The 12535-nt window shown below is 62.8% G+C and carries 14 protein-coding genes; 12 read left to right on the top strand and 2 right to left on the bottom strand.

Annotated elements, in window-relative coordinates:
* Nucleotides 1-219: 219 nt before the first annotated feature.
* Both ACSMXN_RS05270 and ACSMXN_RS05265 read right to left on the bottom strand, forming a co-directional pair.
* Nucleotides 220-540: a hypothetical protein gene (locus tag ACSMXN_RS05270; protein ID WP_022916099.1), complete on the bottom strand. Its 321-nt coding sequence runs from the start codon at nt 538-540 to the stop codon at nt 220-222.
* A gap of 765 nt (nt 541-1305) precedes the next feature.
* Nucleotides 1306-1557: a hypothetical protein gene (locus ACSMXN_RS05265; RefSeq protein ID WP_022916101.1), complete on the bottom strand. Its 252-nt coding sequence runs from the start codon at nt 1555-1557 to the stop codon at nt 1306-1308.
* Between the two features lie 671 nt (nt 1558-2228).
* On the opposite strand from ACSMXN_RS05265, the gene ACSMXN_RS05260 reads away from it, so the two are divergent.
* The 12 genes from ACSMXN_RS05260 to ACSMXN_RS05205 all read left to right on the top strand — a co-directional run bounded on the left by ACSMXN_RS05260 (nt 2229) and on the right by ACSMXN_RS05205 (nt 12485).
* The gene (locus tag ACSMXN_RS05260; protein ID WP_196811294.1) at nt 2229-2705 is read left to right on the top strand and encodes a hypothetical protein; all 477 of its coding nucleotides are present in this window, start codon (nt 2229-2231) and stop codon (nt 2703-2705) included.
* The gene (locus tag ACSMXN_RS05255) at nt 2702-3457 is read left to right on the top strand and encodes a DUF5677 domain-containing protein (RefSeq protein ID WP_022913532.1); all 756 of its coding nucleotides are present in this window, start codon (nt 2702-2704) and stop codon (nt 3455-3457) included. Before ACSMXN_RS05260 ends, ACSMXN_RS05255 begins: the two co-directional genes overlap by 4 nt.
* Nucleotides 3458-3469: 12 nt before the next feature.
* Nucleotides 3470-3757, top strand: coding sequence for a hypothetical protein (locus ACSMXN_RS05250; protein WP_022913531.1), 288 nt, complete (start codon nt 3470-3472; stop codon nt 3755-3757).
* Between the two features lie 227 nt (nt 3758-3984).
* Nucleotides 3985-4785: a hypothetical protein gene (locus ACSMXN_RS05245; protein ID WP_155958382.1), complete on the top strand. Its 801-nt coding sequence runs from the start codon at nt 3985-3987 to the stop codon at nt 4783-4785.
* A 140-nt stretch (nt 4786-4925) separates the two neighbouring features.
* Complete coding sequence (locus ACSMXN_RS05240) at nt 4926-5687, top strand: YfbU family protein (RefSeq protein ID WP_196811287.1); 762 nt, start codon at nt 4926-4928, stop codon at nt 5685-5687.
* A 46-nt stretch (nt 5688-5733) separates the two neighbouring features.
* On the top strand, nt 5734-6405 hold the full coding sequence (locus ACSMXN_RS05235) for a hypothetical protein (RefSeq protein WP_155958381.1): 672 nt from the start codon (nt 5734-5736) through the stop codon (nt 6403-6405).
* 73 nt (nt 6406-6478) lie between these two features.
* Complete coding sequence (locus ACSMXN_RS05230; protein WP_022913527.1) at nt 6479-7207, top strand: hypothetical protein; 729 nt, start codon at nt 6479-6481, stop codon at nt 7205-7207.
* Nucleotides 7204-7659, top strand: coding sequence for a hypothetical protein (locus tag ACSMXN_RS05225; protein WP_022913526.1), 456 nt, complete (start codon nt 7204-7206; stop codon nt 7657-7659). The genes ACSMXN_RS05230 and ACSMXN_RS05225 overlap by 4 nt, the downstream gene beginning before the upstream one ends.
* A 339-nt stretch (nt 7660-7998) precedes the next feature.
* The gene (locus ACSMXN_RS05220; RefSeq protein WP_022913525.1) at nt 7999-8919 is read left to right on the top strand and encodes a tyrosine-type recombinase/integrase; all 921 of its coding nucleotides are present in this window, start codon (nt 7999-8001) and stop codon (nt 8917-8919) included.
* A gap of 163 nt (nt 8920-9082) precedes the next feature.
* The gene (locus ACSMXN_RS05215; protein WP_022913524.1) at nt 9083-9673 is read left to right on the top strand and encodes a hypothetical protein; all 591 of its coding nucleotides are present in this window, start codon (nt 9083-9085) and stop codon (nt 9671-9673) included.
* Between the two features lie 1232 nt (nt 9674-10905).
* Nucleotides 10906-11574: a DUF5677 domain-containing protein gene (locus ACSMXN_RS05210; protein WP_455407700.1), complete on the top strand. Its 669-nt coding sequence runs from the start codon at nt 10906-10908 to the stop codon at nt 11572-11574.
* 155 nt (nt 11575-11729) lie between these two features.
* Nucleotides 11730-12485, top strand: a complete 756-nt coding sequence (locus tag ACSMXN_RS05205; RefSeq protein ID WP_027139492.1) for a DUF429 domain-containing protein — start codon at nt 11730-11732, stop codon at nt 12483-12485.
* Nucleotides 12486-12535 lie beyond the last annotated feature (50 nt).

Here is a 12535-nt window from a genome sequence, read left to right as displayed (position 1 = left end):
GACGCCAACTGAGCGCCGTGGGACCGCGCGCGGGGACGTCGACTCCTCTGCCCATAGCCCGCATACGGAGGGGGCCATGTATCCAGGGAGGTCATCGGGGGTGAGGACGCCGGCGTCCCGCGAGAATGGCCGGTAGACACCGGTGAAACCGAAATCCCGTGGACCGCTGAGGTAAGTCCGTCGGCTGAGCCCCTCGTTCATCTGCTTCGCCCGGGCGGCCTAGTGGTTACCCGGCAGTCCCTCAGTTTGACTCTCGCCTGGGTGCCGGGCCATCGCCTCGAGCACGATCCACTCGAAGGCGATGTCGACGGTGGTCTTGCCCTCGTCGGCGGTGAGCTCACGAAGCATTTGATACGCCGTGGCACCCACAGCGGTGAGTGTCACGAAGCGAGGCTGGCTCATCCGAGCACGCACGCCTGGTGCCAGAACCTCAGCGATTCGGTCAGCAACCGCCGAGAGCCCGAGCGGGTCGAGGCCGCCTTCGCCCGCCGCGCCCGGGTCGTAGGCGGACAGCCGCGGAAGCTGATCCAGCAATGTCATAGCGCCATCTCCTACCGCACCGTCGGGGCGCAGTGCATGCACCGCTCGAGGCCTCGACGCCTGGCCGTGGCGATCGGGATCATGACGGCGCCGTCGCGCGATTCGATGATGTGGCAGTCGCGACGGTGGTAACTCTGACCGGTCCTGAACGCCCAGACCCTCTTACTTTGGGCGTCGGGATCTTGCGAGAAGCGCACGCCGGAGTCGTAGTCCGGAAGTGGACTGACGGAAGTCTGCTTCTTTGGCTTCGTCTGCGTGTTCTTTGGCTGAACTTGGCTGCCTTTCGACTTCCTCCGTTTCGGGGAGTTGCGAACTACAGCCTTGCCCACCACCGGCGGGACCTTCTTTGCTGCTCGCTTCCGGGCACGCCGAGCGGCCTTTGCCGCCTTACAGGTGGCGCACTGACCGCCCAGCATCCCATGGGCGCACCGCCCGGGTTCTGTCATTGCCCTCCCTCGGCAGCCGGTCCGGCACGCAAGCTGATTGGGGCAACCCTGATAGCTGGCGGTACCGGCGTCCGGCGACGACCCCTGACCCTGAAACCCTAACGCGGGGCGGAACATTCGAAATGGCTAGGCCGTCGCGATGCCTTCTGCTCGTCAAACCTGGTTGAGGTCGGGCTACGCAACAGCGCTCGAGACCTGAAGCTGTGGAAGCCGGTCCGAGGATCGGGCCTAGCAGAGGTCCAACCGGTCCTGTTCCTGTGGGGGGCACCGGCGTGACCAAGCCGACACGTCCCCGCCGAATAGAAGGAGTCGACGTCGTTTACGGCATCGAAGCGGCAGAAGTGTGGCGATCAGCCATCAGCCGGCCCGATGCCGATGGAACGATCCGCCGGAAACAATCGACGATCTGTGGCTGGCGATCAGCGCGCACATCGATGACCGAGACGTTCACAGACACTGGTGCTGAGGCACGCGTTACCCAGCTTCCCTCGGACAACACACCTCCGCGCACGTCGATGACTTCGATCGTCGCGGATCGTTTGTGCGGGTCCATCCCGATGATCGCGCCCATCGGTGTCCTCCTCATTCATCGCAGTGATGGTGAGCAAGGAGGGGCACCGCTACTTCGAGCAGGACAAACCCCTTTCCAGCCTCTCCTCGCGCGGTGCCCGACGAGACCGCATGCCATGAGAGAGCCACACCAAAGACCCGATGGGCAGCCGCAGAAGTGAGCGTCTCGCCGAGCACCTAGTCCGAGTCTGGCCAGACCCTGGTCCTAAGCCAAGTCTCTAAGTAGCCGCAGACAGCGCACGCCTACCCGTCGATCTGCGCAGATCCGATCCACGGTGCCTTGGGCGCATATCGATCGCTATCGACCCACCACTGGAAGACGGCGGTCCCGAGTTGCAGGGCGCGAACTTGAGTCGATCACGTCGGGTGACCGCAGCATGTTTCCCGACACTGCTACGCGGCTCGCTTATTTGTCCACAGTGGCGCGTACTCTGCTGCCGACGCATCGTGAACTGGAGTACGGGTGAAGGTCTTTATCAGCTGGTCGGGGCCGCGCAGCAGCACATGCGCCAGGGCGCTGAACGATTGGCTGCCGAACGTCATCCAGAGCGTCAAGCCGTTCTACTCGCCTGAGATGGATCGCGGCATCAACTGGATCAACCGCATCCTTCGAGAGCTGTCGGACTCAAGTTTCGGGATCATCTGCGTCACCCCAAGCAACGAAGATTCCCGTTGGATCAACTTCGAGGCTGGCGCCATCGCCAAGGGGATTCACTCGGTCATCTTGAGTCGAAGTTCTACCTCGGCTGGGTCGAGCCCAACCAAACCTCGGTGATCGTCCCCAACGAGATTTGGCTTGACGGCCAGCTCCTCAACAGCTTCCAAGCCCTCTTCGGGCAACATGTCCCTGGTGAGATCACGTTCCGCGGTGAGGGCACTGCGGTTGCCGACATGCTCTCGAATCTTGAGATCATCAAGGAAACGCTTAAGCGGACGCTGACACTCTTCGGGCTGCCGGACGTGGCGCTGCGGGCGTCCCACTTCAACGAGGACAAGATCGAGATCATCGAGCCCCACTCGCTGAGCGTGTCAGTCCAAGCGAAGGTTGCCGAAAACCTGTTCGCGGTCTTCCCCACGGTGAAGCTCATCAAGATCGTCCGGAGTGACGGCGCGCCGGTCGATCAGGTCGAGCGGCCAGAGCCCGAGTGACTGACGCCAACGAGGGCTTCGTACCGATCCTCAACAAAGTCTTGCCGCTCTATCCGGCGCTGCTGGCTACCGGCAACACGCCGCCCATGAAGCTCGGCTACCGCAAGGTGCCCCACCTCGCACATGGTTGGTTCATGCGAGTGCAGCGCGGCGTTGAGGCGATCCTGGCCTTGGACAGCCTCGGCTATGCAGAGGAAGCGGTTGGCATCTCCCGCTCTGTCATCGAACACATCGTGGCGCTGCAGTGGCTTCGGGTCGAGGGCGACAAGATCGTGGACACCGTCGCCCTCGGGCATAAGTCGGGCGCCGAGAAGCTGTTGAAGGCCACCAAGGACGCTCAGTGGACGACCATCAACCTGGACAAGATCGAGAGCGCCATCGAATCGGTTGAGGCAGACCGCCGCGATCCGACCAACAACGTCTTGCTCCAGTTCTACGAGCGGAACAAGCGCTACGGCGACGTTGGGACGTTGCCGCTCTACTACGCCTCGGTTGCACGGGTTCACCCCACGTACGAGTCGGCCATGTGTTACGTCGATCAGGTTCCGCAACGCGTACGCACCGAGTCGAAGGACTCGATGTGGCAGGTACCGTTCTGCACCGGCCGGCTGATGGAAGCGATCTTGGTGGTCCGTGACGTCTTCGAGCCGGAACCGTGGAAGGACGAGCTAACCGAGCTACTGGCTCAGTACAAAATTGCGGTCAACGCCGTGCGAGCTGAGAACGGTCAACTGCCGATCCCAGACGTGTAGCTAGGAGCAGTCGTGACCCCAGCTGTAGTGGAGTCGAGCAACCACGTCATGACCGGCGTCCATGACTTCCGCGGGCGGCTCGGGATTGAATCCGGTCGCCAGGCATCCGACGCGAAGAGCTGGGTCGACGCGGCCACAGAGGTGACGCACAAGGTGCGCGAAACAGGAGTAGACGGGGTCGATAGTGCAAGGCGTTTCCGTAACGACGCCCGCATCCGGGTCAGACCTGGCAAGGACAAGATCGCCGAAGAAATCATCGGGCGGATACCTCGCCGACGCGGGCACGACGAGGAAGACTGACTGCGCGCGAACCTCAGTCCACGTGCGCCTCTCGGGCCGAACTGCACCGTTGGGCCTGCAAGGCCGCGGCGACGTCTAAACCGCGACGCAGCGGTGGCGCTCCGATTCCCGACACATTTTGCGGTTTGTCGAGGACACGCACCGAGCCGTCGATACGCGCGTCTTCGACACACGGCCCCAGGCACGCATAGGAATACCTAGCGCGCAGCGGCCCCGGGAGATTCGCCTTGCTGGCTACGCGGCAATCACCAGGTGATGTCTGTCCCTTCGAACTCGCCGTCGTGGTGGACGTTGCCGAACGCATCCATGACCGGCAGCTCGCCGACGCCCTATGCCGTTCGGTGTTGGGCGCCTTGCGATACCGGCTCACGCTAGCCGAGGTCGATGCCTTCACCGATTTCCGACGGGAGCGGACATACGAGGCCCGTGCCGCTGAAGAAGGGCTTTGGTCGCTCGCGGCGCAACAGACGACGCGCAAGCGGGCCTCGGGTATGGGCATTCGGCTCGACCCGGCGATCGCAGATGAGTGGGAGCTGTTGTGCTCCTACGCCGGCTGGTCCATCAATGTGGACCTCTTTGATGCGGAGAAGGCCGACATCGGGACCTTCCACGACTGCGGACACAGCATCGTGGCTCTCCTGACGATCGAGGAGGCGGGCACGGGTTCTGGCACCGATCGCTTGGCCACCGGTCTGAATCCCGTCATCCACGAGCACGACCCGCTGACCGGCGTACAGATGATCGCGCCTCGCACCGAGCAGAAGGTTGCGGTCCCGGTAGTCCGGTGGGGTACGTGCCACGGCCGTTACTGGGACAAGTTGTATCTGATGCGTAACCGGATTGTTCACGGAGGCTACTTACCGAACGGTGGTGACGCCGAGCGAGCCGACATTACATTTGCCGAATTTGCCGGCTTCCTCGATGACCGGCTGATGGCGCGAGCGCGGACGAATCCGAAGGCAGTGCGCTGGCGCTTCAGTCGACTGGATGAAGTCACGCATGAGGACCCCGGCCGCGAGGACACCTAGCCCCGCATCACATGAACCGGGGCCGACACAAGATATTCAAAATGTCCCCTCACTGCGGACGCCGAAATCCCCTCAGAACCTTGAAAATCATGTAGTGTCGTACGCATATTCACGTCGCGCGTGACAGGGAGGGCTGCAGCGTGGCTACGACATTGACGGTGAGGCTTAGTGACCGCCTCTATGCGGAGCTATCGGCGCTCGCTGCTGCTCAAGGAACGACCTTGAGCGATCTCGCGCGACGAACCCTGAACGCCCTTGTCACGGCGCCAGCCGCAGAGGACGTATCTGATTGGATCGACCCCGCGAAGACTCCGACCAGCCTGACCACGATCAAGCGCCATGAGCTAGCACTGCTCCATCAAATCGCTGCCCGGCTATACAGGGGCGATCCAAGCGGTCTCGACGAGTACCACGATCGCGCAGCTGCAGTCTTCACGAATGGTTACGTGATCGAGTATCCCGAAGTTCTTGAACCGATCGACGCGGAGCTCTCCCGACGTGAGGCAAGCCTGGTGATGGACATCCTTGACATGTTCACGCAGCTCGAGTCGTCCTTTGGGCAACTTGCGCTCGCCGAGCGGGAAGCCCTTGGCCCGCGCGCGGAGCACGCTCTTAGGTTCTTTGGCTTCGACCTCAACAGCCGGTTTGAGAGCCGGCTACTGCGCTACGCCAGGCACCTGATCGCCCAGGATCGATGGTCGAACCTCGCTGCCTATTTCGACAAGAAGCATGAACGCGGAAACTCACACATGCCCTCGGTGCCAATCTACGAGCGAATGCTCGCCGAGTTCGACCCGATATGGCGGCGGAAGCTCCGGAACATGGGCGACTACAGCCTCAGCGCATCGGAGATCAAGCAGGTCCTCGAGGCGAAGACCCATCCTGACAATCGACCGTCGTGACCGTTACATGCCGAGCAGCCGGCCTCGTCGGGAGGGGCGGGCCGGGGTGACGCTCCAAATCTTTGGCGCTGACGAGGCCTGGCCTACCGAAAGCTTGCCCTCTCACTTTCGCAAGCCGATGCAACAAGCACAGGCGGCGGGTTGGTCGCTCCACTACCAGGGCGCCGATCACTGGTACGGCACCTTGGTGTGCCCGGCTGGCGAGAGCGACCCACACGTGCACACATTCAAGATCGACAAGACGGCGCGCGGCAGCGGTTTCTTTGCGGCCGAAGCGAGCAAGAAAGTCACCCGCAATTGTCGTCACGGAGAGTCAGGCGACGGCTCGAAGGTCAAAGACCGAGATGCCGAGTGCGCCCAGCTGCTTGACGCTGCCGAGCGACTGCTGGACAAGGTTGAGACGGGACTCGATCAGGCAGAGGCTCATCAAGCGGCAGGCAGGACGCTAGATCAGATTGAGGCGCAGCTGGATGCGGCTGATGCCACGGTGGAGCAGGCGCTTTCGGACGTGTACGAGACTCAGGACGCTCCCAGCCCGGACGATCTGTCCGACGAGTTGGACGCCGCGGAAGCCTCGGCTGTAGAAGCAAACTGCACAGCGTTACGCCTAAGCCGTGGCCGACCACGTCTCGCCAAACCCCATCAGGAGCGGGCGAGGCTGTGCCGAGAACGCGTTGCCGCCTTGCGGTCGCGCTTGGATCCGCTGCTGCCTAAGTGACAGCTGAATAGGATGTGTTGGAACTTCCCAACAAGGCGTGTAGAGTGTTACTCGACAACCGGGAGTCAGCAGCATGTACACCAAAATTTCCCTGCGCCTTAGCGGAATCGACCTACGCGACCCAGACGCCTACAGCCTCGTTCCCGAAGAGCTCTCCGATCTAGGTTTCGAGGCAAACGGCGGCGTCAGTTCAGCCGTCTTCGTCGCCGAAGACGATGCCAGCCCGATCGGAGCTGCCCTAGATGCTGCGCGTTGCATCGCAAAGCACATGCGTGGAGTGGTCGTCACAGAGGTCTACGACGAGCTTGTCTCAACCGCCGACATCGCTGCACGGTGCGAGGTAGGTGCCGAAGCGGTACGCCTGTGGGTGACTGGACAGCGCCGGCGTGCGTCCCGTCCATTCCCAGCTCCCCGGCAGGTGGTCGGCAGTGGGTCAAAGCCGATGAGTTTGTGGGCCTGGCGCGATGTCCTCGCTTGGACTCGTGAGGTGATCGGCCTAGATCCAGACGAAGATGTCACCTACCTGGACGACTCCCAGCTGGCGGAGCTGAACGCAGAGTTGGCGACCCTCGGAGACACACCCCCAGCAGACTCATGGCACGCCATCGAGTCTGGCTCATGGCACGCCATCGAGTCTGGCAGAGTCAGCGTCGTCAGCATCAGGACAGAAACCCTCCATGCGGGGTCCTCACTAACGACAAGTACGGAACGCCTCGACAGATCCATGCAACGCATTGACGCAGCCTTGTACAGCCCGAAGGTGACATCCGATGGGCCGTACAAGCGCGTCGCTCGGCGATGACGGAACCCGTGGCCGCGGCCCACAGCGGCGTGCCGGAGGTAGATCCTGCGCAGTTCAACGAGTTCGTTGAGAGTCTCTCACTCGACGACGTCGCCTTGCTGTCCCAAAGCTCCAAACGCACCGGCGCCGGCGAGGCTGCGACAACCAATTTCGAGCTGGACGCCGCGTACCAAGTCGATCCGGATCGCATCCAGTACCGATTCAATGCGCGCGCGACGATGCACTCGCACGACGAGACTGAGATTGGCAGCGTCTACGTCGCTGTCGTGGTCATCATTGGCTGCCCGACGCCGCCGCCCTCGACGGATGCCGTCGAGTTGTTCGGAAGTACATCGGTCCCGATGATGGTGCATCCGTATGTGCGAGAAGCGATCTCGGCGGCTGCCGGCCGCGTCGGATTCCACGGGATCACGCTGCCCGTGCTGGTCCACTCCCCCATCCAGACCTCTTGAAGAGTCTCGGGCTGTCCAAGATCACGAAGTAGCTGCCCGCCAGGATCAGCTGGGCCGACGGTGCAACGCCACACTGGGCATCGCTACTGGCAGTCGTCTGGCCCGCATCCTGATCAGGATCAGAGCAGTTCCAACACCTGGCGTTTGAGCTCTGGTGGGCACGCACCCGACGCCACACATATGGACGTTGGGCGACGCAGCCCAAGAGGCGCAGAATCGGCGGTTCAGTGGCCGCCGGATTGCGCGACCGCCGGGGCGCATGCTGAGAGCTCCATCCATCTTCTGGGGCTGCGACGCTCCACGGGACGCCCGGCCTCAGTCTGAGTTCCGGAGGTCGCCATGACCACCACCAACCCGTCGACTGAGGTCGTCGTGTCGGTCGAGCCGCTGTTCACTGATGCCGAACGGATCGCATTGGCCGGGTTTATCGCTGGCTACAGCGGGCTGACCCGAGACGCCTACTCGTTGGACCTGCGCATGTTCGTCGCGTGGTGCCAGCAGCACGGGCTGCACCTGTTCCAGGCCCGCCGGGCCGACATCGAATGCTTCGGGCGTGATATGGAGACCCGCGGCCGAGCACGCGCCACGATCGCGCGACGACTATGCACGATCTCCGGTTTCTACCGCTACGCCGTCGAGGAGGAGCTGCTTGAGCACTCACCGGCCGTGCACGTGCGGCGCCCGCGGCTGGACTATGAGTCACACGCCATCGCCCTGGACCGCAACGAGCTCGGATCGCTGCTGGTCGCGGCCGGGCTCGGAGCCCCGAACGAGCATGCACTAATCTCACTGCTGGCCATCAATGGACTGCGGATCTCCGAAGCCCTCGGCGCCGACATCGACAGACTCGGCATCGAACGCGGCCACCGCACGCTCACGATCATGCGCAAGGGCGGCAAGATCGTCACCATCCCGCTAGCCCCGCGCACCGCCCGGGCGATCGATCTCGCCATCGGCGAACGCCTCGACGGGCCGATCTTTCTGCGACCCGACGGCCAGCGGATGGACCGCCACTGCGCCAGCCGCATCGTGCGACGAATCGCTCGCCGAGCCGGAGTCGACAAGGCCATCGGACCCCACACCCTGCGACACGCATTCATCACCGCTGCGCTCGACGCCGGCGTCCCTCTGCGCGACGTCCAAGAAGCCGCCTCCCACGCCGACCCGAGAACCACGATGCGCTACGACCGCGCCCGCGTCTCTCTTGATCGCCACGCCACCTACATCGTCGCCGCCTACCTCGCCGGAGCCGCCCGCTGAACCCAGTCCGGGCCGTGGCCGACCGGTAACCTGCCGGTCGGGCGCGGCCGAATACCGTACGGAGGCCTCGATATGCACGCTGCCGGGGTTCACGATCTGGGACGCAGATTGACCCCTATCGCGCGCACCGTGAACGACGGCGCGCGCCGGTTATGGTGTAGCTGTGCCGTCGATCGCGTTGCGAAGTTGGGAGACTGACCGGCGCTCTCGTGTTGACGAGTTATTTGGAGCGCACGCCACTGTCGGGGGGACGGGCCCGGGTCGAAGGACCGCTACGAAGCAGATCAATTGGGCCCTGACCCTTTGTCTGGCGGCTGAATTTCAGGGGTACGTCAGAGACCTCCACGATGAAGCCACCGATGTGTTCATCGACCGCTCTCGTGCGCCAACTGCCGCTGTCGAGTCGGTGCTAACCAATCTACTGACCTTGAATCGGCAGATCTCCGTGAAAAATGCGACCGCCTCGACCCTCCAACAGGACTTCGCGCGATTCGGGTTCAAGGTGCTCGATGAAGTAAGAGTGCGCTATGTTCGCGGCGCCCGATGGCTCGCAGCGCTGGACGCGATCAACGGCGCCCGCAACGGCATCGCTCACAGTGACCACGACAAGATCCTCATAGCAGCGGGGGGTAAACCCATCACTTTGTCGGCCGTTAAGAACTGGGACGCAACCTTGAGGGCATTGGCACGAGCCATTGACAGAGTCACCGCAGAGAAGCTGGCGGCGATCACGGCAGGTGACCGTCCGTGGTAGCTAGGGGTATCCACGCATTGCCACGCCCCGGAGATGAGGTCCGCGTCGCGTGGGGTTTGGGAACCGTTCACGGGCGAGTGCTCGAGTCCTACCGCGGCGCTCGGCCTCGGGTCGTCGTCGAGATCGATTCCGGAGAGGTCGACTCTGAACCAACGACGGTCACGGTGCCAACGAGCGCGGTGGAGCCAACGGATTCAGCCAATTCACCCTGGGCTGAGAGCGCACGTTACGAAAGGATATTTGCGCGATCGCTTGCGGCACTCCTGGCGAACCGACTGGCGAGTATCGAGCTGGACACTATAGTCGGCGACCGTGAGGTCGACGTCTTAGCAAGATTTCGTGACGATAGGGTTCTTGTCATTGAGACGAAGCTGCGACATCACCCGCTGCCTGCAAGCGAAATCCGCGGAGCGCTCACACGTCTTCGCGGTCTTGTCGATCACGAATCGACCTGGTTCGGATTGCTCGTTACCAATCAGCAACTACCTGACGCGATCTACAATATGTTCCGACCACGCACGGCGGCGATCCGCTGGCGGGGCGAACAAGACAACAGTGCGGTAGTCCGCGTCCTCGCCGACCTGGTGAACTGACGTAGCACCCAGCTTGCAGCATGTAGGCCAGTGCGGACGTCTCTGTCTTCGTGGCGGTACCGCCCGGATGTACCGGTTTCATGCGCACTCAAGCTGCCGATAGGTGTGCCGGCGGCCGTGCCCGTACGACGTGCGGAGGAGACTGTGCCTCAGTCAACGGCTGCGACAGCCAGTTGACACGAAGCGCACCACCAAGGCGCGTCCTTTACTTCGACCCACCTTCGATACAGGAAGGCCTTGGCCGTTGTCAAACCACCGCGGTTTCGCGCGAGAGCGCGTCGAGGCCGTAGACGATGTGAAGCGGATTCTTCGGGAATCTAGGTGCGTTCTCTGTCGACATGTTGCGGACTCTGGACGAAGCGACTGCCTAGCATCCACCGCTGCCTCCGACGCAAGCTTGCGAATCGTGACCCTACCCGTCGATCTGCGCGGGCTCGACGACGAGAGCATCGGACCGCTGCCCGCACATATGAAGAAGTAGGGACTGCGTTACCGGATCTGCAGATGAGGTTCGCGCCGCTGCGACCGACATAGCGACATGCCAGCAGCGCATAGCGGACCCAATCGGGACGGCGCGACATGATGTGTGAATGACTAGCGTCGCCCGCGAGGCCGACATCGGTTGCGTGGAGTTGGCCTGTGCTGCTCGACGCCCTAGAGGAGTACGGCGTCGCAGACGGCGACGTTCCCGGTCTGCTCGTGCTGCACGGGCTCGCGATGTACGCGCGCGACACTGCGCGAGCCGTTTTAGCGCTTCTCGGCGGTGGCCATACGCAAGCGGCGGCCGCGCTGACACGCGTGGTCATCGAGCACGCAGTGCTCGCCCGGTGGCTGAAGGTCGACCCGGAGGCACGCGGTGGCCTCTTCCTCCAGCAGAGCGCGGTCGAGGAGTATCGCTGGTCCGACGTGGTCCGCGCAGCAGACATTGAGGTGACCGACCGTGCGGATGGCGCGCGCAGAGGCAACGGTCGGAAGCTCAAGAATGTGGCCGAGGTGTTCAACACGGTCAAGAATCTGTTCGGCGGCTCCGAGCCCGGCAAGCAGATGTACCTCACCTATCGCAATCTCAGCCAGTTCGTGCATCCATCCGCGGTGACATTTGCTCGGTACATGAGAACGCTGCCCCGCGGTCAGCTCCTCGCGACCAAGATCCAGGTAGAACAGGACGCCGAAGCCGTCGCATACTTCCTCGTTTCGGCCACGACGTTGTGCGCGCTGCCCTACCTGGACGTGTTGGGCAAAGCCGACGAAGCAGCTTTGCTGAGGGCGTCAGCGCACGCCAACGAGATACCCACTGCTCTTGACTAAATCTGGCTGCGCCCCGGTCACGCGTCCGGTAGACGCGGTCCGCGCGCGAGCCGTCGCTATGCGCGACCGGTTGCCTTCTTGACAGGCGTGCAGATGATTCGATACCGATTGCCCGACCGCACTCAGCACGTGTCGTGAGCGCGATATTGTTTGGCGTGATCACAGTTGGAATCGATCTTGCTGCCGAGCCGACAAAGACTGCTGGAGCGGTAATCGAATGGTCGACCGAACACGCAACCGTCCATTCCGTCGAAGTCTTCGCAGACAACCGGAGGCTGCTAGAACTCATCAAACTCGCCGACAAAGTCGGCATCGATTGCCCGTTGGGATGGCCCTCTGCCTTCGTAGACTTCATCGTCGCGCACCGTGACCGCAGGGTCGCGCCAGGATCTGCTGCCGGCATCGCCGATCGCGATGCACTTGCGTTTCGTGTCACCGATCGTCGGGTGCGAGAGGACCACCTAGGACTCCCGCTCAGCGTGTCCACGGACCGGATCGGTCGAGCAGCAATGCGATTGGCCGGTCTGCTAGCGAAGATTGAGGAAGATTCGGGCGAACCTATCGATCGGGCGGGAAGGGGCCGCATCGTTGAGGTCTATCCGGCAGCTGCGCTGCGTGCCTGGAATTTTAGGCCGGGTGCCTACAAGCGGGACGCTGAGGTTCGCCTCACGCTTGTACGTGCACTCGCCGATCGTACGAAGGAATGGCTGACGTATCCAGCGGCGCTCCAAGAACTCTCCGCACAATCGGACGACGCGCTCGATGCCATTATCGCGGGGCTCAACGCGAGAGCGGCAACAATCTCGGGCGCGACCTTCGAACCAGTGACGCCAGAGGAGATCGATGCCGCCGAAATTGAAGGTTGGATCGCCGTACCGACTGGCCCTCTCGAAGATCTGCGCCCGAGGTAATTCTGTCATCTCCGGCTATCACGCGAGGGTCACCAGGATGCTTCAGGCCG

It is taken from the genome of Parajatrophihabitans canadensis (assembly GCF_053764775.1).
This window is presented reverse-complemented; position numbering and strand designations above follow the sequence as displayed.

Coding starts and splice junctions, on each gene's coding strand:
- ACSMXN_RS05265 (WP_022916101.1), bottom strand. CDS start 1,557: ATGGGCGCGATCATCGGGATGGACCCGCACAAACGATCCGCGACGATC.
- ACSMXN_RS05220 (WP_022913525.1), top strand. CDS start 7,999: ATGACCACCACCAACCCGTCGACTGAGGTCGTCGTGTCGGTCGAGCCG.
- ACSMXN_RS05270 (WP_022916099.1), bottom strand. CDS start 540: ATGACATTGCTGGATCAGCTTCCGCGGCTGTCCGCCTACGACCCGGGC.
- ACSMXN_RS05230 (WP_022913527.1), top strand. CDS start 6,479: ATGTACACCAAAATTTCCCTGCGCCTTAGCGGAATCGACCTACGCGAC.
- ACSMXN_RS05225 (WP_022913526.1), top strand. CDS start 7,204: ATGACGGAACCCGTGGCCGCGGCCCACAGCGGCGTGCCGGAGGTAGAT.